The organism is Curtobacterium sp. MCLR17_040 (assembly GCF_003234735.1).
In the GTDB taxonomy this organism is placed as follows: Bacteria; Actinomycetota; Actinomycetes; order Actinomycetales; family Microbacteriaceae; genus Curtobacterium; species Curtobacterium flaccumfaciens.
Map to the genome: position 1 here is coordinate 1 of NZ_QKTE01000001.1, position 20,194 is coordinate 20,194.

The following is a 20,194-nucleotide window of genomic DNA, read 5'->3' on the forward strand; positions in this document are numbered from 1 at the left end:
CCCTCAGACGGCCGACCCCGCCCCGGCCGCAGCCACCTCGAACGACGCACCCGGCAACCGCTTCCGCATCACGTCGATCGCCGCCGGGTTGTCGTCCACCAGCACGTACCGCCGCCCCAGCGCCTGCGCCACAGCGCCCGTGGTCCCGCTGCCCGCGAAGAAGTCGAGCACCCAGTCGCCCTCGCGTGAGGACGCCTGCACGATCCGCCGCAGCACCCCCTCGGGCTTCTGCGTCGGGTAGCCGGTCTTCTCGCGGCCCGTCGGCGAGACGATCGTGTGCCACCAGACGTCGGTGGGCAGCTTGCCGCGCTCGCGCTTCTCGGGGGTGACGAGCCCCGGCGCCATGTACGGCTCGCGGTCGACGGCCTCGGAGTCGAACCAGTACCGCGAGGGGTCCTTCACGTAGACCAGGATCGTGTCGTGCTTGGTGGGCCAGCGCGTCTTGGACTTGGCGCCGAAGTCGTAGGCCCACACGATCTCGTTCAGGAACGACTCGCGGCCGAACAGCGCGTCGAGCAGCACCTTGGCGTAGTGCGACTCGCGGTAGTCGAGGTGCAGGTACAGCGTGCCGTCAGTGGCGAGCAGCCGCCAGGCCTCGATGAGTCGGGGTTCGAGGAACGACCAGTAGTCCTCGAACCGGTCGTCGAAGCGCATCAGGTCGCCGCGCACCCGCTCGTAGGTCCGGCCGTGGAACCCCATCACCGGGCCGTCGGCCTTCGGCACGGCGGACGTCGCGTGCCGACGCTGGTACCGGCCGGTGTTGAACGGCGGGTCGAGGTACACCAGCGTGAAGGAGCCGTCCGGGTAGGCGGGGACCACGTCGAGGGCGTCGCCGAGGACGACGCGGTCCGGGCCTCGGTCGTCTCCCCTGCGCACGGACCCATTGTCGCGCACCGAGCGAGCACGCTCGACGCGCACCGCACCGCACCGCGCCGCACCGCGCCGCACCGAGCGGACACGCACCGCACGCCTCGGCCCCGGCGTACGGTCGAGTGCATGGCAGCAGCACCCGAGGTCCGCAACGACACCGACAAGCAGCAGTACTCCCTGATCGAGGACGGCGAGGTCATCGGCCTCGCGGCGTACGAGATCGACGGCGACGAGATCCGCTTCGTGCACACCGAGGTCGATCCCGAGCACCGCGGTGGTGGGCACGCGTCGATCCTGGTGCAGCACGCCCTCGACGACGTGCGTGCGAGTTCGTCACGCCGGGTCGTCGCGCAGTGCAGCTACGTGCACGCGTGGATCGAGCGACACCCGGACTACCAGGAGCTCACGACGCGCTGAAGCGAGCGACGCACACACGAGCGCGGCGCCCGTCAGCTCAGTACGACCGGTCGTGCGTCCCCGCGCGGGCCTCGTGCCGACCGGCGCTCCGCACCGCCGGCACCCGGATGAGCACGCTGCCGCTGAGCAGGTCGTGGTCGTGGTCCGCCGGTGACGGGGCCTGTTTCGGCAGGCGCGCCTGCCGTTCGTACTCGGCTTGCGTCTCGTGCCGGGTCGGTGCGAACACCTCGTCCAGCATCCCGCCCATGCCTCCGGATCCGCCGCTGCGCTGGGACTTGTTCGACAGGTCGATCCACCCCATGCGATCGGCGATCCACACCACGACGGCCACGGCGGCCACCGCCCCCAGGAAGATCAACCAGTTCACGGCAGCGACGCTACGTGGGCTGCGCGGCGAGCGGATCAGCCGCGCGGGGGATTCTCATCATCCACACGTCTGGTTCATGAGGTCGAGGCGCACACTCGAAGCAGCGGCGGCCGGGACGTCCCCCCTCAGCTCCGGCCGTCGCGTCCACCGTCGACCGAGCAGGGCTCACGGCACCCGCTCGAGCCACTCCTTCGTCGCGAACTTCGTCCGCACCAGCTCCTGCGCGCGCTCCCGCTCGGCCTCGGTCACGTGCCCCTCGGTCGCCCCGTACAGGCGGGTGAAGGTGCCGATCAGCCGCTCGATGATCTCGGCGCGGGACAGCCCGGTCTGCGAGCGGAGCGGGTCGACACGCTTCGCGGCGCTGGTGGTGCCCTTGTCGCTCATCTTCTCGCGCCCGATGCGCAGCACCTGGACCATCTTCTCGCCGTCCATGTCGTAGCTCATCGTGGCGTGGTGCAGCAGCGACCCGGTGCCGAGGCGCTTCTGGGCGGCCCCGCCGATCTTGCCCTTGGTCGAGGTGATGTCGTTGAGGGGCTGGTAGTAGGCCTCGATGCCGAGCGACTTGAGCGCCTCGATCACCCATTCGTCGAGGAACGCGTACGAGTCGGCGAACGTCATGCCCTGCACCAGGTCGGACGGCACGTAGAGCGAGTAGGAGATGACGGCGCCGGCGTCCATGAACATCGCGCCACCGCCGGAGATGCGTCGGACCACCTGCACGCCGTACTTCTCGGCGCCGGCGGGGTCGACCTCGTTCTTGAGCGACTGGAACGACCCGATCACGACGGCCGGCTGGTCCCACTCCCAGATGCGCAGCGTGGGACCGCGACGGCCGGCACCGACCTCTTCGGTCAGCACCTGGTCGAGCGCGAGGTGCTCGTTCGGGCTGATCGGCCCCTCGTGCACGATCTGCCAGTCGTGGTCGCGCCAGGTCGAGGCCCGCGACAGCGCACGGCGCACCGCGACGCCGACGGACTCGGGCGTGAAGCCGAGCAGCACCGCATCGGTCGGCAGGGCCGCCCGCACGGCTGCGGCGATGCCCGCGGCGTCGGTGGTGGCGGGGAGCCCGTTCACGGCCGCGTCGATGAGCGGCAGCGCGTCGTCGGGTTCCAGGAAGAAGTCACCCGCCAGGCGGAACTGCTGGATCGTGCCGTCGACGACCTCGAGGTCGACGACGACCAGCTTGCCTCCGGGGACCTTGTACTCACCGTGCATGCCGCAACCCTATTCCGGACGGCCGACGGCCCGGCAGTGGGCCTGCCAGGTGACGGCCTGGAGGCGCGTCGCGGCGCCGCCACGGGCCTCCAGTCCGTCGCCGGTCGCGTCGCAGGACGCGGCGAGCGCCGTCAGCGCGCCGTCACCCGGTCGAGCCACGTGACCAGGTCGCCGATGACCTCGGCGCGGTTCGTCTCGTTGTAGACCTCGTGCCGCGCGCCCTCGTACACCTGCACGGTCACGTCGGACAGTCGTCCGCGTCGGCGGTACGCCTGCGCCAGACGCTCGATCGAGCGCGGACCCCCGAGGGTGTCGTCGGAGCCGACCTGCAGCAGCATCGGCAGGTCGTGCGGGATCCCCCGCCGCGGCACACCGAGCAGCCGGAGGGTGTCGGCGAGCCCGAAGAGCCCGATGACGTCGGCCTCGACCGCCAGGGGGTCGAGCGCCATCGCGTCGATGATCGTCCGGTCGCGGGTGAGCCACTCGTACTTGGTGGGCCCGGACCCCGCGTGCCGGGCGTTGAGGTCGCCGCTGTTCATCCAGCCGGGCAGCCGGTAGGCACTCGCGGACAGGACGACGCCGTCGTAGCGGTCCGACGAGGTGTTCACGATCCGCTGCGCCATGAGTGACCCCCACGAGTGCCCGAGCAGCACGAGCGGCAGCCCGGGTTCGTCGGCCCGCGCGACCGCGCTCATCTGCTCCACCGCGGCGATCGCCGCGCGCAGGCCGCCGGGGCCGAGCCGACCGAGCTTGGTGTGGTCGCCGTCCCACTGGGTCAGGCCGGTGCGTCCGTGCCCGCGGTGGTCGTTGGCGTGCACGGTGTAGCCGGCGCGCACCAGGTCCTGCGCGAGCGGCTCGTACCGGAGCCCGTGCTCCCCGACCCCGTGCGCGATCTGCACGACACCCTTCGGCCGTGCCGCACGCCAGGTCGAGTAGACGATCTCGACGCCGTGGGCGTCGGTGAACGAGGCGTCGCCGCGAGCGGCGGAGAAGGTGGGCACACCCGCATCCTTCCAGACACTGCCATCCTCGCAGACGCGCTCCATCACGGACCTGTTCACCCGGCGTTCACGCAGGGGGTTCCAGGCGGGCCTAGCGTCCTGCGCATGGACGTCATCGTCATCGTCACGCTGGTGATCGTCGTGGCCCTCGTGTTCGACTTCACGAACGGCTTCCACGACACCGCGAACGCCATGGCCACGTCGGTCGCCACGGGAGCGCTCAAGCCCCGGACCGCCGTGCTCATCTCCGCCGTGCTCAACGTGGTCGGCGCGTTCCTGTCCACCGAGGTCGCCAAGACCGTCTCGCAGGGCATCATCCGCGAGGGGCAGGACGGCATCCACATCTCGCCCACGATGATCTTCGCGGGGCTCGTCGGCGCGGTGCTCTGGAACCTGGCGACCTGGTACCTCGGGCTGCCGTCCTCGTCCACCCATGCGCTGTTCGGCGGGCTCATCGGGGCCTCGATCATCGGGGCGGGGCTGAACTCGATCAGCTGGGCGACGGTGGTGTCGAAGGTCGTGCTGCCGGCGCTGCTCTCCCCGGTCATCGCCGGGGTGATCGCCCTGGTCGCGACGTACCTGGCGTACGTGCTCACGAAGAACGCGACGACGCACGGTGCCGCGACCGGGTTCCGGCACGGGCAGACGATCTCGGCGTCGCTGGTGTCGCTCGCACACGGCACGAACGACGCGCAGAAGACGATGGGCGTCATCACGCTGACCCTCATCGCCGCGAACTACCAGGCCGCCGGCACCGGTCCCGCGCTCTGGGTGATCCTGGCCTGCGGGCTCGCGATCGGACTGGGCACGTACATGGGCGGCTGGCGGATCATGCAGACGGTCGGCAAGAAGATCTCCGACGTGCAGTCGCCGCAGGGCTTCGCCGCCGAGACGAGCTCCGCCGCGACGATCCTCATCTCGTCGCACCTGGGCTTCGCGCTCTCGACGACCCACGTGACGAGCGGCGCGGTCGTCGGCTCGGGCCTCGGCAAGAAGCTCGCCGACGTGCACTGGTCGGTCGTCGGCCGCATCGTCATCGCGTGGGTCATCACGTTGCCGGCCGCTGCGGTGGTCGGGGCGCTCGCGACCTGGCTCGCGTCGACCTCGGCCTTCGGGCTGGTGCTCGTCGCGGTCCTCGCCCTGGCCGGCGGGCTCACCTTCTACGTCCTCGCCAAGCGCAAGCCGATCTCGCACGAGGACATCACGACCGAGTCCGGGCCGGCCGAGCAGGCCGAGCCGCAGCCGACCGGCGCGACGAACTGAGGGGAACGACGATGGACATCGACTTCACCGCGATCGGCACGGTCGCCGGCGTCGGCTTCGTGGCCGCCGTGGGCCTGGTGCTCGTGTACACGCTCGGCCTCCGGCTGCTCGGCACGGGGCAGCCGGACGACGCGGGCGGCGAGCGCACGCAGTACTCCGACGAGACCCCGCGCTCCGGGCACACCCCGCCGGCGGCACTGGCGGGAGCCGTGCTGTGCTTCGCGCTGTGCATCATCGCCGTGCTGGCCGGCATCTGGTTGACGATCCCCCAGTTCCACTGAGGACGTTCCTTCCCAGAACACCCGCGATGGCTGGTGGAATCGGGCGTACCTGGTCAGAACTTCCGACCAGGTACGCCCGAATCGACCAGGTACGCCCCTTCCGACCAGGCACGCCCGATCCGACCAGGTACGCCCGATCCGACCAGGTACGCCCGGAACCGCCCCGCAACCGCCCCGCCTGGGATGATCGACGGGTGACCACCCACCACCTCGACGCGACGGTCGACTCCGCCGTCGACGTCTTCACCGCCGAACGCCAGCCGGTCCTGACCGTCGAACCGGGCGACACGGTGACCGTCCGCACCCTGAGCGCCGCGGGCTACACGGAACGCCAGCCGGGCCCGGGCGTCGACGCCCCGACCCTGATCGACCCGCGCCGGGGCCACTGCCTGGTCGGGCCGATCGCCGTCGCGGGAGCACGTCCGGGGATGGTCCTGGCGGTGCACTTCGACGACCTCGTGCCCGACGACTGGGGCTACACGGCCTCGGGCGGGGTCGACTCCCCGGTGAACCGCGCACTCGGCCTGACCGACCCGGCGTCGCGCGGCCCGCTGCTCTGGGACATCGACGTGCCCGCCGGAGTCGCCGTGAACCAGCTCGGCCTCGGGGTGCGGACGGCACCGTTCCTCGGCGTCGTCGGCGTCCCACCCGAGCCCACCGGTGAACACTCCACGATCCCGCCCCGCACGGTCGGCGGCGGCAACGTCGACTGCCGCGAGCTGATCGCCGGCTCGACCCTGTACCTGCCCGTGACGGTGCCGGACGCCCTGCTCCACATCGGCGACGGGCACGCGGCCCAGGGCGACGGCGAGGTCTCCGGCACGGCGGTCGAGTGCGGCATGACCACGACGATGACCCTGACGCTCCTCGATGCGGCCCCGGTCGAGGGCGTGCACGCCGACACCCCCGCAGGACGCATCACCTTCGGCTTCGACGCCGATCTCAACGTCGCGACGGCCACGGCGCTCGACCGGATGGTCGACTGGATCGCCGGGCTGCACGGCATCGGCCGCGCCGAGGCACTCGCGATGGCGAGCGTCGCGGTGAGCATGCGCATCACGCAGGTCGCGAACCGCACGTGGGGCGTGCACGCCCTGCTCCCGCACGACGCGATCCTGACGGACGCGCGGCTCTGAAGACCGGGAGGCCCGCCCAGCGCGAGCCGACCGGCGCACGCTGGGCGGGCCTCCCGTCCGACGTTCCTTCCCATCGCATCCGCGCTGGAAAGCGGAAACGGGCGTACCTGGTCGGGAGAACCGACCAGGTACGCCCGTTTCGACCAGGTATGCCCGGAACGACCAGGAACGCCCGACCCGTCAGTGGGCGGAGTAGCCGCCGTCCACCAGGTGGTAGCTGCCCGTGATGAACGAGGCCTTGTCGCTCAGCAGGAACAGCACGAGCGCGGCGACCTCGGCGTCGGTGCCGAGCCGCTTCGAGGCGTGCTCGTCCTCGAGTGCCGCGATGGCCTCGGGCGAGAGCGACTTCCGGAGCAGCGGGGTGTCGATGAACCCGGGGCCCACGGCGTTCGTGCGGACGCCCTGCGACGAGTACTCGAGCGCGGCGACCTTGGTCAGTCCGGCGAGCGCGTGCTTCGAGGCGACGTAGGCCGCGTTCTGCGCCATGCCGACCGTGCCGAGCACCGACGCCATGTTCACGATCGCGCCACCGCCGGCGGCGACCATCGCGGGGATCTCGTAGCGCAGCCCGTAGAAGACGCCGTCCAGGTCGACCGCACGGACGCGGTCCCAGGCGGCGATGTCGTACTCGCCGATCGGCTGCGGTGCTGCGCCGATGCCGGCGTTGTTCACGGCCAGGTGCAGCGCGCCGAACGTGTCGACCGCGAACTGCACCATGCGCTCGTTGTCCGCGGCGACCGCGGAGTTGGCCTCGAACGCGCGGGCGGTGCCACCGGCCTCCACGATCGACGCGGCGACGCGCTCGGCGCCCGCCAGGTTGATGTCGGCGACGACCACCGTGGCGCCCGCCGCGGCGAGCTCCTTCGCGACCGACTCGCCGATGCCGCTGCCACCACCGGTGACGACGGCGACCTTGCCCTCGAACTCGGACATGTTCTCCTTCTCTCTCGGCAACACGTGTTGTCTACAACCACGGTACACCCGAAATGAAGTTCGTTCGCTGAACTAATGAGATAGGCTAACGACCGATGACCGACGCCACCGATCTCCGCATCGCGGTGAACCGGCTGTCCCGCACCCTCCGTGCCCAGAAGGCCGACTCGAGCGTCACGGACGCGCAGTTCTCCGCCCTCGCCCGCCTGCACCGCGACGGCGCCATGACCCTGGCCGACCTGAGTCGGCAGGACGGCGTCACCCCGCCCTCGATGACGAAGACGGTCGCGGTGCTGGTCGAGCGGGGCCTGGTGTCCAAGTGCGGACACGGCGACGACCGCCGCAAGGTGCTGCTCGGTGCGACGCCAGCCGGAGCCGCCTTCGTCGAGGAGACCCGACGCCGCCGTGACGGCTGGCTCTCCCCGCGACTCGCAGCACTCACCGCCGACGAGCGGAGCACCCTCGCCGACGCCACCGAGATCATGAGGAGGCTGGCCCAGCAGTGACCGCCATGTTCCGCTCCCTCGCCGGACGCAACTACCGCATCTGGTTCGCCGGAGCCCTGGTGTCGAACGTCGGCACCTGGATGCAGCGCACCGCCCAGGACTGGATCGTGCTGACCCAGCTCTCGGACAACAACGCCGTCGCGGTGGGCATCACGATGGCCCTGCAGTTCGGCCCCCAGCTGCTGCTCCTGCCGCTCACCGGGCTCGCCGCCGACCGGTTCGACCGCCGGAAGATGCTCATGCTCACCCAGGGCCTGATGGGGCTGCTCGGGCTGGGACTCGGCGTCATGGTCCTCACGCACACCGCCACCCTGCTCGCGCTGTACGGCTTCGCCCTGGCACTCGGCATCGTCGCCGCGTTCGACGCCCCGATCCGGCAGGCCTTCGTCTCCGACGTCGTGCAGGGCGAGGACGTCTCGAACGCCGTCGCCCTGAACTCCGCGTCGTTCAACGCCGCACGCCTGATCGGCCCCGCGGTGGCCGGTGTGCTCATAGCGGCGATCGGCTCCGGATGGGTGTTCGTCATCAACGCCGGGTCGTTCCTGGCCGTCCTGCTCGCACTCCGGTTCGTCGACCCCGCGCAGCTCGCCGAACGGGTCCGGGCGGGCCGCGGCAAGGGGCAGATCGTCGCCGGCTTCCGGTACGTCCGCACCCGACCGGACATCGTCGTCGTGCTCTGCATGATCTTCGTCGTCGGGACGTTCGGCGTGAACTTCCCGATCTTCACCTCGACGATGGCGCGGGTCGAGTTCCACCAGGGCGCCGGCGAGTTCGGGCTGCTCAACTCGGTGATGGCCATCGGCTCGGTGCTCGGTGCGCTGCTCTCCGCGCGCCGGGACAAGCCGCGGATGCGCACCCTCGTGCTCGCCGCCGGCGGGTTCGGGCTCGCGTGCACCGCCGCCGCCCTCGCCCCGACGTACTGGACCTTCGCGATCGTGCTGGTGTTCGTCGGGCTCGCGTCCCTGACCTTCATGACCACGGCGAACGCCCTGGTGCAGACGACGACGAAGCCCGCGATGCGCGGACGCGTCATGGCGCTCTACATGGCGATCTTCGCGGGCGGCACCCCCATCGGCGCCCCGCTCGTCGGTGCCGTCGCCGACGCCTTCGGCCCACGCTGGGCGATCGTCGTCGGCGCGGCCTCGGGCTTCGTCGCACTCGGGATCGCGCTCGTCTGGCTCGTCCGGTACCAGCGGGTCCGGCTGCGCTACGACGCCGACTCGCGGCTGCACCTGGCGATCACGCACGCCGTGCCGGTGGTCGGCTCGCGCGCGGCGCTCCGCCGCGAGCTGGAACGCGACGAGACGCTCGCCGACCGCTCCAGCGCCGTCTGACGGACCGGCGGGTCGCCCTGCCCGTCCGCCGACGGCCCGTGACGCACCGACCGTCGGACGGGAGGCCCGCACCGGCGCCGCCACGGGCCTCCCGTCCGGCGCCACCCGGGCACACGGCCGCGGTCACGATGCGCGGACCGGCCCGGTCCCGCCACACACGCGCCGACCCGGCACCGGACACGCGCGCCGGGCGGGCTCAGAGCACGGGTGCGGACGACGCGAAGACGCGCTCGTCGAGGGCCGCGGCGACGCGGTCGGCAGCCACCGCCAGCCTTTGCCCGACGTCACCCGCCACCGCGAGCGCCGACTCTTCCGGGATGCCGTCGAGCAGGGCGCGGACCTCGTCGAACCCGGCGACCTCGTCCGCGACGCAGGACGGGGCGACGTCGGCCAGGCACTCGGCCGCGCGGTGCACCGTGAAGCGCAACGACCGCGGGCTGTGCGCGTCGAGGAGCAGGAAGGCGGCGGCGTCGGACGGCACCGGGGCGTGGTCACGGCCGCGCAGGAAGGCCTCGCCCGCGCCGCACGCCCGGAGCGCCGCCGTCCACGAGGTGACCGCATCCGGCTCGAGCAGCCGCGACGCCAACAGCCGTGCGGTGGAGGCGCAGCGGGTGAGCGAGCGTCCGAGGGTGAAGAACTCCCACACCTCGTCACGGCTGGCATCCCCCTCGACCACCCCGATGGCGAGGGCACTGCGCTCCCTCACCCAGCCGAGGAACTCGTGCGCCCGGTCGGGGGCGATCTTCCGGGGCATCCGCGACCGCGTGACGTCGAGGCAGTCCCAGAGCTCGCTCGAGACGACCTCGCGGGCGCGGCGTGCGTGGTCGCGGGCGACGGCGACCGCGGCGGCGATGGACGCGGGTTCGTGCCGGTCGAGTGCGAGGGCGTCGACGGTGGCGGCACGGTCCGGGTCGTTCGCGGGGCCGGTGGTCCCGATGACGCTGCGGAGCTCGGTGGACACGAGCCGGTCGTCGTCGAGGGTGCCCGGTTCGCGACGCGCGACGTAGACGTCGAGCAAGCGTGCGACGACGTCGGTGCGCTCCACCGCGCTCCCCACGTGGAAGACGTTCCCCGCGAGGCGGCTCAGCACGGCTGCTCCTGCATGTCCAGAACCTAACGAGCCGGCGTTGCCGGGGTGTTACAGAACCGCGTCACGGGTGTTGCAGGTGTCCCGTCTCCGCGCTCGCTACACAATCTAACTAGAGCGTCTAGCATTGGGGCATGACGTCCGAGGTGATGACCAGCACCGCGGGGTACTGGTACGAGGACTCCGCGGTCTCCGCCGTGGACGTCCTCAACGCCCTGCGGCGGTACCGGACGGCCGAGAGCGCTGCGCAGCGCCGAGCGCGCGAGGCACTGGGGATCGGCGAGAACGCCCTGCTGGCGCTCCGGTTCCTGATCGACGCCGAGCGCGACGGCCGCACCGTCAATGCGAAGGACCTCGCCGAGCGGCTCGAGATCACCGCGGCGTCGACGTCGGCGCTCGTCGACCGGCTCGTCCGCAGTGGACACGTCGAACGGCACGCCGACCCGAACGACCGCCGTGGCGTGATCCTCACCGCCACCGGCACCTCGATGCGGCACGCGCTCCGGGTCATCGAGGAGCTCGACGCCCGCGCGCTCGAGGTCACGGAGCACCTGCCGAGCAACGAGATGGCCGTCGTCGTGGACTTCCTGGACGAGATGGTCCGCGTCGTGGACGAGCTCGACGCCGGGTCGGACCACCTCCGTCGCGCGTAGCCTGGACCGCATGGACCCTCGCGGCGAACACCACCCCGAGGACGACATGCCGTTCGCCGAGCTCGACTCGCGGGCTCGCGCCGACGCCGCGCTCCGACGGATCCAGGCCGGGTCAGATCCGGCTCGTGAGGCGTTCGACCTCGCCAACACCATGAACGACGAGGCCGTGGGGCGGCTCACGAAGCGCCTGCGGCGGCTGTTCCGTCGAGGCTGATCGCTCGGCCGACCCGTGCATGTGCCCGTGCGTGCGCGTTCGCCGGTGCGTGCGTCAGAACGCGGTGCCGACCGCGGCGATGTCGTCGCCCCCGTGGCCGGCTGCGCTGGCATCGGCGTAGACGCGTCCGAGGGCCTCGAGCAGCGTGGTGGACACCCCGGTGGTCCGGGCGGCATCGGTGATGAGCTCGATGTCCTTCCGCAGGCCGTCGAGTGCGAACTGGGCGGGGAACTCGCGGGCGATCATCGCGGCGCCCTTGGTGTGGGCGTAGGCGGAGTCGCTCGCGCTGCCCTCGATGGCCTGCAGGAACAGCGCGGGGTCGAGCCCGAGCGCCGCCGCGAGGGCCAGGGACTGCCCGGTCGCCGCGGTGATCGAAGCGATCCAGGCGTTGGCGGCGAGCTTGAGGGCGGTGCCGTCGCCGACGTGGTCACCGGCGCGGACGGTCTTCGCGCCGATCGCGTCGAGCACGGGGTCGACGCGGTCGAGCAGGTCCGCCGGGCCGGCCGCGAGCATCGTGAGCTTGCCCTGCTCGGCGGGGGCCTTCGTGCCGAGCATCATCGCCTCGACGAGGGTGATGCCGTACTTCTCGGCCAGCTGCACGATCGTCGCGGTGCCGTCGACCCCGATCGTCGAGGCCTGCACCCACACGGCGTCGGCCGGGGCGTCGCCAGCGGCCTGCTCGAGGACGTCGACGACCGCATCGGTGTCGAACAGGGTGAGCAGGACGACCTCGGCGTGCTCGACGGCAGTGCCCGGGTCGCTCGCCACCGTCGCGCCGCGGTCACCCAGGGGCGAGGCCTTGTCGGCACTGCGGTTCCAGACCGTCACCTCGTGGCCGTCGCGGAGCAGTGATCCCGCCACGCCGGCGCCCATCGCACCCGTCCCCAACACCGTCACTCGCACGTGCGTCTCCGTCCTGGCGCGACACCGTGCCGCGACCGCTCCGACGCTACGCCCGACGCCGTCAGAGGAGCCCGCGAGCCTGCAGCCAGGCGGCCGGGTCGATCGGGGTGCCGGCCACGATGACCTCGAAGTGCAGGTGGGCGCCGGTCGAGACGCCCGTGTTGCCGACGGCCCCGAGGCGCTCCCCCGCGCGGAGGACCTGGCCGGGGCGGACGTCGATCGCCGACAGGTGCCCGTACCGGGTCGCAGTGCCGTCGGCGTGCTGCAGGAGGACCTGGTTGCCGTACCCACCGAGGACACCCGCCGAGACGACCCGGCCGGGCAGCGCGGCGACGACCGGGGTCCCGATGGCCGCGGCGAAGTCGACCCCCTGGTGGTTCGACGAGCAGGCCGCGCAGCCGACGACCCAGCGGGAGCCGAAGCCACCGGCGTCCGGGATCGCACCGACCGTGGGGCGGGCGGCGCCACCGGTCGAGCCCGAGCCACCGGGGACCCGGAGCGCTGCGGCAGCACGGCCGACCGAGAAGTCGTCGCGGCCGGCGGTCGGACCGGTCGAACCGTCGGCGACGAAGTGCTGCGTGCCGATGGCTGCCGACGTGGGTTCCGGAGCGGCCGGAGCGGCGACGGCGGTCTGCGGGGAGCCGACCGCGACGAACAGGCACGTGACGGCGGTCACCGCCGCGGCGGGAAGGGTCCGCCGGGCGGGGATCCGGAAGGACGCGGGGCGGCGGCGCGCGGGAGCGGCGGGATGCTCGGGAGCGGCAGGCTGCGTGGGCCGGATGCGTCGTGTGGGCTGGGTGGAAGCCGGGGTGGCGGGAGGGGGCACCGCCACCCCGGCGGCTCGGAGCGGCCCCGGCTGTGCAGCGTGCCGTGCACGGCGCGGCCGGGGCGCGGTCGGTCGGGCGGCGGCGCGGCGCTCGGCACCGCGTGGGCGCCGGGGCAGGCCGTCGTCGGGGGTCGTCATCGTGCGGTGACCAGCCCGGTCAGACGCGGACGACGCCGTCACGGGCGATCCGGTCCAGCTCGCACACGACGGCGTCGACGACCGCGCGGGTGATCGCGTCGGCGACGGTCTCGACCAGGACGAGGTGCTCGGGACGGATCGTGACCTCGGTCACCAGGGCCGATGCCACCCGCACCGGGATCTCGTCGATCGCGGCGACGAGGGCGGCCGGGACCAGCGTGGAGTCGCCCGGGCGGACGGGTGCGGACATCGGTGAGGTCGGTACCGGGGTCACGACGGCGATCGCCGGCGACGGGGTGGAGCGCACGGTGGAGTGCGGAGCGTCGGCCTGATCGCGACGCTGGGCGATGGAGTCGAAGAGCGGGGTGGAGGACATGCTGCGGACGGTCCGATCTGGATGTCGTGGCTGGTCGTTCTCGGGCGACCGGCGATGGCGGCGTGCCGAGCGGCACGTCCGCCATTCAACCATCGATATTTCAGATGTGCAATAGTGACCGGACAGTTGCAGCGATCAGTCGGGGTCGACGGCGGCAGCGGTCGGGTCGTCCGGCTGCAGCGCACGACGGACCCGCTCCACGATCGTCGCGGGCGGGTTGTTGTAGGTGTTCGCCGGCTCCTGGCCGCTGAGCTCCTGGATCGCCGCCATCACCGCATCGGTCGCGTGGCGCCGAGCTCGACCGGACGACGCCTCGCCGAAGGACGACAGGTCGATCGGCTGCCCGAACTCGATCGTCACGCGGGCGAGCTTCGGCAGCCGGGACCCGACCGGCTGGACGTCCTCGGTGCCGGTGAGCGCGACGGGTACCACTGGGGCGCCACTCGTCAGCGCCAACCACGCCACACCCGTGCGGCCCTTGTAGATCCGGCCGTCGAGCGAGCGTGTGCCCTCCGGGTAGATCGCGAACGCCTCGCCCTCCTGCAGGCGTGCCAGCCCGAGGTCGAGGGCCTGCTGCGCCGCCGCACCCGCGCCACGTTCGACCCCGATGGCGCCGATGCCCCCGAAGAACGCCCGCGAGACGGCTCCCTTGAGACCCGAACCCGTGAAGTACTCCTGCTTCGCCAGGAACGACACCTTGCGCGGTGCCATGAGCGTGATCGCGGGCGAGTCGATGAACGAGCGGTGGTTGCTCGCGAGGATCACCGCACCACGCTTCGGGACGTTCCGACGACCGATGATCTTCGGGCGCCACAGCAACCGGGCCAGCGGGGTCACCACCGCGCGACTGAGCACGGTGGCGAACTTCGTCGAACCGGACACCGGACCTCCTCGTGGTGACGAGCTACCGAGTGTAATGAGGCGCGCGGAGGGCACATGCCCGGAACGGCATGCAGTGCTGGTCGGGGGTCAGTCGGCCGCGGCGACGACGTCGAGGACCGCGCGTCCGTACCGCTCGAGCTTCGCCGCGCCGACGCCGGAGATCTCGCCGAGCTGGTCGACGTCGGCAGGTCGGACGGCGGAGATCCCCCGGAGCGTCGCGTCGTTGAACACCACGTACGCGGGGACGCCCTGCTCGCGGGCTTCGGCAGCGCGCCAGGCACGCAGGGCCTCGAACAGGCCGACGGCTTCCTGCGGCATGTCGGTGACGACCGTCCGTCGACTGCTGCGTCCGGCTCGCGGAGCCTTGACAGGGTCGCGACGCATCCGCACCTGCACCTTGCCCGTCAGGACCTCGGCGCTCGTGGGACTGAGGACGACCGTGCCGAAGCCGTCGCCCGACACCGCCGCGTAGCCCTGGGCCAGCACCTGTCGCGCGACCGCGCGCCACTCGCCCTCGGACAGGTCGGCGCCGATGCCGAAGGTCGCCAGGGTGTCGTGTTGGAGTTCCTGCACGCGGGGCGACCGCTTGCCGACCAGGATGTCGACGAGGTGCGAGACGCCGTACCGCTGGCGGCGCTCACGCTCGAGCCGCACGACGGTGGACAGCAGCTTCTGCGCGGGGACCGTGCCGTCCCACGACTCCGGCGGCGCGATGCACGTGTCGCAGTTGCCGCACGCCGTGCTCTCTTGCCCGAAGTACGCGAGCAGCCGCACCCGGCGGCACTCGATCGTCTCGCACAGGCTGAGCATGGCGTCGAGGTGGGCGCTGAGCTGCCGACGGTGTGCGGCGTCACCTTCGGACTGGTCGATCATCCGCCGCTGCTGCACGACGTCGTTCAGGCCGTACGCGAGCCAGGCGGTGGCCGGCAGCCCGTCACGACCCGCACGGCCGGTCTCCTGGTAGTAGCCCTCGACCGACTTCGGCAGGTCGAGGTGCGCCACGAACCGGACGTCGGGCTTGTCGATGCCCATGCCGAACGCGATGGTCGCCACCATGACGACGCCGTCCTCGCGCAGGAACGTCGACTGGTTGCGGGCACGAACCCGGGCGTCGAGGCCCGCGTGGTACGGCAGGGCGTTGATCCCCTGCTCGGCCAGGGCGGACGCCGTGCGCTCGACGGAGTTGCGGGACAGGCAGTACACGATGCCCGCGTCGCCGCTGTGCTCCGTGCGGATGAAGGTGAGCAGCTGCTGCAGCGCGCCGGTCTTCGGTTCGATGCGGTACTGGATGTTCGGCCGGTCGAAGTCGGCGACGAAGTGCGCGGCGTCGTCGAGGCCGAGCCGCGCGGAGATCTCGCGGTGGGTCTGCGGCGTCGCGGTGGCGGTCAGGGCGATGCGCGGCACCGTCGGCCACCGCTCGTGCAGGACGCTCAGCTCGAGGTAGTCCGGGCGGAAGTCGTGGCCCCACTGGGCGACGCAGTGTGCCTCGTCGATGGCGAACAGCGAGACGCGCGCCCGGTCGAGGAGCGCACGGGTGGACTCGAGCCGCAGCCGCTCGGGCGCGAGGTAGAGCATGTCGACCTCGCCCTGCACCACGGCACGCTCGACCCGGGACCGTTCGTCGGGGCCCTGCGTGGAGTTGAGGAACGCGGCGCGCACGCCGTTCGCGGCCAGGGCGTCGACCTGGTCCTGCATGAGGGCGATGAGCGGCGACACCACGACCCCGACGCCGTCGCGGACGAGCGATGGCACCTGGTAGCAGAGGGACTTGCCGCCACCGGTCGGCATGAGCACCAGGGCGTCGCCGCCGGCCACCACCTGGTCGATGATGGCCGCCTGCTCGCCGCGGAAGTCGTCGTAGCCCCACACACGGTGCAGCACGTCGAGCGCAGCGGCACGGGGTGCGGACACGGCGGCGGGAGCAGGCACGGCAGCGGACGCGGGCGTGGTGCTCATGCCACGAGCCTACGGGCGACCGGCGACACCCACCGCACTGTCCACAGCACCGTCCGTGTCGGAGCCGGCACGGTGGTCGGAGCCGGCCACGTCGTCGGCGCGGGCCGGCGTGGTCGCCCAGCCCGTGCCTCCCGGCCGGGTCCAGCGGACGCCGCCCGCCCAGGCCGGGGTCACACCGCGGAACCGGGGCGCCTCGTGGCCGGCGAACCGGCGGTCCAGCCCCCGCCACCACGCCAGGAACTCGACCATGCCCCAGAACGCGAGCGACGTGACGAGGGTGACGAGCGTCCCCTGCCACGTGCCGTTGGCGTCCGACGAGGTCAGGTCGATCCCGGACCAGCCGGGCGCCTGCAGCACGAAGATCATGATGTTGTTGAAGGCGTGCTGCAGGACCGTGGCCTCGAGCCCGCCGGTCCGGAGGACGATGATCGCCGCGATCAGACCGAACGAGCCGACGTCGAGGATGCCCCAGACGTTGTAGCCGTTCGGGATGTGCAGCACCGCGAAGACGACCGTCGAGACCGCCACGGCGATGATCGTGCCGACGCGACGCGGGATCCACGACGCGACGGTCTGCATGAGGAAGCCGCGGAAGATGTACTCCTCGGCAGCGCCCTGGAACGGGACGAGCAGCACGACGAGGACGATCGTCAGCGTGAGGGTGCCGAGGGAGACCGTCGACTGGCCGATCGCGTCGTGGTTCCAGGCGAAGCCGCCGTCGGTCGTGATCATCCCGCCGTCCCAGAACAGGCCGGTCTGGACGACGAACATGACCGCGGCGATGACGAGCGTCGGCAGCAGGCACCAGGCAGTCCAGGCCCACCGGACCCGGAACCGCGTCGAGGACAGGATGCCGGCCGGTCCGATCCGCGTGATCTTGACGGCGAGCAGGATGCCCGGCAGCAGGACCACGAGCGAGACGAGCGACAGCGACAGGATCAGCGGGTCGGTGGGGTCGAGCGCGCCACCGGCCAGGTCGTTCTGCAGGTCGATCAGGGCTTGCGGCCCCTGCGTTGCGCCGATCGGCACGAAGTACGCGACCGCGATGACGATCTGCGACACGAGGTACCACCCCGCCAGGAACGCGAGGGCGACGAGCGGCCGCCACCACCTCCACCGTCCGTCGATCCGGGGCAGGCGCTGGTAGGGAACACTCACGCACCGCAGGGTACCGGGCCGGGCAGGATGGGAGCCGTGCTCACCGTCCTGTTCGGCCTGTCCGGCGCGATCGTCTACGGGTTCGCCGACTTCCTGGGCGGACTCGCCTCGCGCCGGGTCCGCCCGATCGTCGTCACGGCGGTGGCCGCCGCGATCGGGATCGTGCCGTTGCTCGTCGGACTGGTGGTCCTGGGTGGCGTGTTCTCGTGGCCGGCCGCGGTCTGGGGTGCGGTCGCCGGACTCTCCGGCGGCGTCGGGGTGCTGCTGCTCTACGCCGCACTCGCGATCGGACCGATGAGCGTGCTCTCCCCCGTCACCGCCGTCTTCGCGGCCGTCGTGCCGGTGCTCGTCGCGGTGTTCCGCGGCACGGTGCTGTCGCCCGTGGCCACCGGCGCGCTCGTGGTCGCGGTCGTCGCGGTGGTCCTGGTCGCGGTGGTCCGGGACCCCTCGGGCGCGCGGCTCACCGCCCGGGGCGTAATCGCCGCCGCCGTCGCCGGGTGCGGCTTCGGCGGGATCGTGCTGGCCTACGACATGACGCCGTCCGACTCGGGCATCGCGCCCCTCGTGGTCGCGCGGGTGCTGCAGGCGGTGCTGCTGGGTGCGGCGGCGATCGTCGTCGTGCTCCGGACGGGAGGCCCGGTGTCCGCCCCGACGTCGGCCCGCCCCGACGGGGCTGCCGCCGCCCGCGAGCCTCGGTCGGGTCGCGCATGGGGTCCGCGGCTGCTGGTCACCGTCGCCGTGTGCGGCGTCTTCGACGCGATGGCGAACGTGTTCATCCAGGCGGGGCTGCACAGCAGCGACGACCCGGCGACCCTGCCCGTCGTGAGTGTGCTCAACGCGCTCTACCCGATCGGCACGGTGGTGCTGGCCGGGGTCGTGCTGCGGGAACGGTTGACCGCGCAGCAGTGGATCGGCATCGTGCTGGCGTTCGTCGCGTCGGTGGCGCTGGCGTTGGCGTAGCGCGTGGGTCGCGGCGGGGTCGGGCGGGGCCGGGCGGGGCCGGGCGGGGCCGGCACGGTGCCGAGTCGTTCGAACCGTGCGAGGTTGACCACCCGGTGCGGACTTGCAGCACCGCACCGAGCCGCCAACGCCGCACCGGATGAGCGAACCCGCACGGTGCGACGGGCGGGCGCGGTCAGGCGTCGGGGATGAGGCGCTTGCCGAGCGAGACCGTGCGGTCGTCGGTGTAGCCGAGGGACGCGTAGAACCCGAGCACCTGCTCGTTGCCGGCACGCACCTGCAGGTTGAGCTTCGGGCAGCCGAGGTCGGTCAGGAGCCGCTCGAACTCAGCCATCAGGGTGCGACCGAGGCCGGAGCCCTGCAGGTCGGGGCGCACGGCGAGGTAGTTCACCCAGCCGCGGTGCCCGTCGAAGCCGGCCATGCCCGCGGCGACGACGCCGGTGTCGGTGTCGTCGGTACCGGTGTCGTCGGCCTGGGGCTCGGCGACCAGGAAGAGCTCGGGCTGGACCGTCAGCTTGCGGGCGATGTCACGTCGGGGGTCGTTCCAGGGTCGGACGAGGCCGCACGATTCCCACAGGGCGACGACCGCGTCGGTGTCCTCGGTGCGGAAGGGGCGGATCCGGTACTCCATGCCCCCACGTTAACGGGGGTGGGGAGAACGTCGTCACCGGCCTGTCGCCGTGATCTGATAGACCTGTCCGACCACCCAGCCGATCAGGAGCCCCGTGACCGCACACGACACCCTCCCGTCGCGCCGCAGCGCACGGGACGACGAAGCCGGTTCGCGGTCCCGGCGTTCCCCGCGCAGACGGCAGACGGTCGGCGGCGCGATCGTGTCGCTCGTCGCCGAGTTGCTCATCATCGCGGGCGCCGGCACCGGCCTGTACGTCGTGTGGACGGCGTGGTGGACCGACGTGGTCGCCGTGAACGAGCAGACGAAGCTCGTGCAGGGCCTCGACCAGGTCAAGACCCCGAAGGTCGAGGGCACCGAGCACCGCGGCACCGCACCCGTGCTGGACGAACCGCCGGGGTTGTCGGACGTCTTCGGCACGATGCAGATCCCCCGGTTCGGCAAGGACTACAACCGGCCGATCGGCGAGGGCACGGATCGTGAGAAGGTCCTCAACACCATCGGGCTCGGCCACTACCAGGACACCGCGATGCCCGGCGCACCCGGCAACTTCGCCGTCGCCGGACACCGGGTCACCTACGGCAAGCCCCTCAACCAGATCGCGGAGCTCAAGAAGGGCGACTCGGTCGTGGTCCGGGTCACCGACGCGAAGACGAAGTTCGACGTCTGGTACGTCTACAAGGTCACCGACAGCCAGATCGTGACGCCCGACAAGATCGAGACGATCGCGCCGGTGCCGAACAGGCCCGGTGTGGAACCGACCCCCCAGGACCGATGGCTCACGCTGACCGCCTGCCACCCGATGTGGTCGGCGGCGGAGCGGTTCGTGACGCACGCGAAGCTCGACTACTGGATGCCCGCGTCCGAGGGCACCCCGAAGGAACTCTCGGAGACCGCCAAGTGATCTTCCCCCTGGTCTGGCGGCTGCTGCCCGGCCCCACCGCCCTGAAGGTGCTCGAGTTGCTCGTGCTCCTCGTCGCCATCGTGTTCGTGCTGTTCCAGTGGGTGTTCCCGTGGATCGCGGCGGACATCCTGCCGCCGCCCGACGGCACGGTGGAGTCGACGCCGACCCCGTAGCGTCGGGTCA

Annotated in this window: 24 protein-coding genes; 11 read left to right on the top strand and 13 right to left on the bottom strand. The window is 71.9% G+C overall.

Annotation, left to right across the window (positions count from 1 at the left end):
• Positions 1-3: 3 nt before the first annotated feature.
• Positions 4-876 carry a site-specific DNA-methyltransferase gene (locus tag DEJ01_RS00005; RefSeq protein WP_111030830.1) on the bottom strand — a complete coding sequence of 291 codons (873 nt, stop codon included), beginning with the start codon at positions 874-876 and terminating at the stop codon, positions 4-6.
• 120 nt (positions 877-996) lie between these two features.
• Here DEJ01_RS00005 and DEJ01_RS00010 point away from each other — a divergent pair, with 120 nt between their 5' ends.
• A complete protein-coding gene (locus DEJ01_RS00010) occupies positions 997-1,287 on the top strand; it encodes a GNAT family N-acetyltransferase (RefSeq protein WP_027465074.1) in 291 nt (96 codons plus the stop codon).
• 37 nt (positions 1,288-1,324) lie between these two features.
• On the opposite strand, the gene DEJ01_RS00015 is transcribed toward DEJ01_RS00010, so the two are convergent.
• The 3 genes from DEJ01_RS00015 to DEJ01_RS00025 all read right to left on the bottom strand — a co-directional run bounded on the left by DEJ01_RS00015 (position 1,325) and on the right by DEJ01_RS00025 (position 3,870).
• The gene (locus DEJ01_RS00015; RefSeq protein ID WP_110864355.1) at positions 1,325-1,654 is read right to left on the bottom strand and encodes a hypothetical protein; all 330 of its coding nucleotides are present in this window, start codon (positions 1,652-1,654) and stop codon (positions 1,325-1,327) included.
• Between the two features lie 165 nt (positions 1,655-1,819).
• Complete coding sequence (locus tag DEJ01_RS00020) at positions 1,820-2,869, bottom strand: biotin/lipoate A/B protein ligase family protein (protein ID WP_027465073.1); 1,050 nt, start codon at positions 2,867-2,869, stop codon at positions 1,820-1,822.
• A 131-nt stretch (positions 2,870-3,000) separates the two neighbouring features.
• Complete coding sequence (locus tag DEJ01_RS00025; RefSeq protein WP_111091852.1) at positions 3,001-3,870, bottom strand: alpha/beta hydrolase; 870 nt, start codon at positions 3,868-3,870, stop codon at positions 3,001-3,003.
• Between the two features lie 105 nt (positions 3,871-3,975).
• Here DEJ01_RS00025 and DEJ01_RS00030 point away from each other — a divergent pair, with 105 nt between their 5' ends.
• The 3 genes from DEJ01_RS00030 to DEJ01_RS00040 all read left to right on the top strand — a co-directional run bounded on the left by DEJ01_RS00030 (position 3,976) and on the right by DEJ01_RS00040 (position 6,550).
• Positions 3,976-5,133: an inorganic phosphate transporter gene (locus tag DEJ01_RS00030; RefSeq protein ID WP_071406018.1), complete on the top strand. Its 1,158-nt coding sequence runs from the start codon at positions 3,976-3,978 to the stop codon at positions 5,131-5,133.
• 11 nt (positions 5,134-5,144) lie between these two features.
• On the top strand, positions 5,145-5,414 hold the full coding sequence (locus DEJ01_RS00035) for a hypothetical protein (protein WP_111091853.1): 270 nt from the start codon (positions 5,145-5,147) through the stop codon (positions 5,412-5,414).
• Between the two features lie 194 nt (positions 5,415-5,608).
• Positions 5,609-6,550: an acetamidase/formamidase family protein gene (locus tag DEJ01_RS00040; RefSeq protein ID WP_111091854.1), complete on the top strand. Its 942-nt coding sequence runs from the start codon at positions 5,609-5,611 to the stop codon at positions 6,548-6,550.
• Between the two features lie 180 nt (positions 6,551-6,730).
• On the opposite strand, the gene DEJ01_RS00045 is transcribed toward DEJ01_RS00040, so the two are convergent.
• Complete coding sequence (locus tag DEJ01_RS00045; protein WP_071406021.1) at positions 6,731-7,483, bottom strand: SDR family NAD(P)-dependent oxidoreductase; 753 nt, start codon at positions 7,481-7,483, stop codon at positions 6,731-6,733.
• A 95-nt stretch (positions 7,484-7,578) separates the two neighbouring features.
• On the opposite strand from DEJ01_RS00045, the gene DEJ01_RS00050 reads away from it, so the two are divergent.
• Together DEJ01_RS00050 and DEJ01_RS00055 are read left to right on the top strand one after the other, a co-directional pair.
• On the top strand, positions 7,579-7,989 hold the full coding sequence (locus DEJ01_RS00050) for a MarR family winged helix-turn-helix transcriptional regulator (protein WP_071248270.1): 411 nt from the start codon (positions 7,579-7,581) through the stop codon (positions 7,987-7,989).
• A complete protein-coding gene (locus DEJ01_RS00055; protein WP_372444931.1) occupies positions 7,986-9,323 on the top strand; it encodes an MFS transporter in 1,338 nt (445 codons plus the stop codon). The genes DEJ01_RS00050 and DEJ01_RS00055 overlap by 4 nt, the downstream gene beginning before the upstream one ends.
• A gap of 196 nt (positions 9,324-9,519) precedes the next feature.
• Here the strand turns inward: DEJ01_RS00055 and DEJ01_RS00060 are convergent, their stop codons facing one another.
• Positions 9,520-10,413, bottom strand: coding sequence for an alpha-E domain-containing protein (locus DEJ01_RS00060; RefSeq protein WP_071406023.1), 894 nt, complete (start codon positions 10,411-10,413; stop codon positions 9,520-9,522).
• A 131-nt stretch (positions 10,414-10,544) separates the two neighbouring features.
• Here DEJ01_RS00060 and DEJ01_RS00065 point away from each other — a divergent pair, with 131 nt between their 5' ends.
• Both DEJ01_RS00065 and DEJ01_RS00070 read left to right on the top strand, forming a co-directional pair.
• Entirely contained in the window at positions 10,545-11,063 is a 519-nt protein-coding gene (locus DEJ01_RS00065; protein WP_111091855.1) for a MarR family winged helix-turn-helix transcriptional regulator, read from the top strand.
• A 10-nt stretch (positions 11,064-11,073) separates the two neighbouring features.
• A complete protein-coding gene (locus DEJ01_RS00070) occupies positions 11,074-11,277 on the top strand; it encodes a hypothetical protein (RefSeq protein ID WP_027465064.1) in 204 nt (67 codons plus the stop codon).
• A 54-nt stretch (positions 11,278-11,331) separates the two neighbouring features.
• Here DEJ01_RS00070 and DEJ01_RS00075 read toward each other — a convergent pair whose 3' ends face one another.
• The 6 genes from DEJ01_RS00075 to DEJ01_RS00100 all read right to left on the bottom strand — a co-directional run bounded on the left by DEJ01_RS00075 (position 11,332) and on the right by DEJ01_RS00100 (position 17,516).
• Entirely contained in the window at positions 11,332-12,180 is an 849-nt protein-coding gene (locus tag DEJ01_RS00075; protein WP_258375604.1) for an NAD(P)-dependent oxidoreductase, read from the bottom strand.
• 61 nt (positions 12,181-12,241) lie between these two features.
• The gene (locus tag DEJ01_RS00080; RefSeq protein ID WP_111091856.1) at positions 12,242-12,856 is read right to left on the bottom strand and encodes a M23 family metallopeptidase; all 615 of its coding nucleotides are present in this window, start codon (positions 12,854-12,856) and stop codon (positions 12,242-12,244) included.
• Positions 12,857-13,163: 307 nt separating this feature from the next.
• A complete protein-coding gene (locus DEJ01_RS00085) occupies positions 13,164-13,520 on the bottom strand; it encodes a hypothetical protein (protein WP_111039938.1) in 357 nt (118 codons plus the stop codon).
• Positions 13,521-13,655: 135 nt separating this feature from the next.
• On the bottom strand, positions 13,656-14,402 hold the full coding sequence (locus DEJ01_RS00090; RefSeq protein ID WP_111030846.1) for a 1-acyl-sn-glycerol-3-phosphate acyltransferase: 747 nt from the start codon (positions 14,400-14,402) through the stop codon (positions 13,656-13,658).
• 87 nt (positions 14,403-14,489) lie between these two features.
• Positions 14,490-16,358 carry a DNA helicase RecQ gene (gene recQ / locus DEJ01_RS00095; protein WP_111091857.1) on the bottom strand — a complete coding sequence of 623 codons (1,869 nt, stop codon included), beginning with the start codon at positions 16,356-16,358 and terminating at the stop codon, positions 14,490-14,492.
• Between the two features lie 9 nt (positions 16,359-16,367).
• The gene (locus DEJ01_RS00100) at positions 16,368-17,516 is read right to left on the bottom strand and encodes a CPBP family intramembrane glutamic endopeptidase (protein WP_111091858.1); all 1,149 of its coding nucleotides are present in this window, start codon (positions 17,514-17,516) and stop codon (positions 16,368-16,370) included.
• 36 nt (positions 17,517-17,552) lie between these two features.
• On the opposite strand from DEJ01_RS00100, the gene DEJ01_RS00105 reads away from it, so the two are divergent.
• Positions 17,553-18,476 carry an EamA family transporter gene (locus tag DEJ01_RS00105; RefSeq protein ID WP_111091859.1) on the top strand — a complete coding sequence of 308 codons (924 nt, stop codon included), beginning with the start codon at positions 17,553-17,555 and terminating at the stop codon, positions 18,474-18,476.
• Positions 18,477-18,651: 175 nt separating this feature from the next.
• Here DEJ01_RS00105 and DEJ01_RS00110 read toward each other — a convergent pair whose 3' ends face one another.
• Positions 18,652-19,107 (bottom strand): GNAT family acetyltransferase, encoded by a 456-nt coding sequence (locus tag DEJ01_RS00110; RefSeq protein ID WP_111091860.1) that lies wholly within the window; start codon positions 19,105-19,107, stop codon positions 18,652-18,654.
• 94 nt (positions 19,108-19,201) lie between these two features.
• On the opposite strand from DEJ01_RS00110, the gene DEJ01_RS00115 reads away from it, so the two are divergent.
• Positions 19,202-20,011: a class E sortase gene (locus tag DEJ01_RS00115; protein WP_258375605.1), complete on the top strand. Its 810-nt coding sequence runs from the start codon at positions 19,202-19,204 to the stop codon at positions 20,009-20,011.
• Complete coding sequence (locus tag DEJ01_RS17985; RefSeq protein ID WP_156463787.1) at positions 20,008-20,184, top strand: hypothetical protein; 177 nt, start codon at positions 20,008-20,010, stop codon at positions 20,182-20,184. The genes DEJ01_RS00115 and DEJ01_RS17985 overlap by 4 nt, the downstream gene beginning before the upstream one ends.
• Positions 20,185-20,194: the final 10 nt, after the last annotated feature.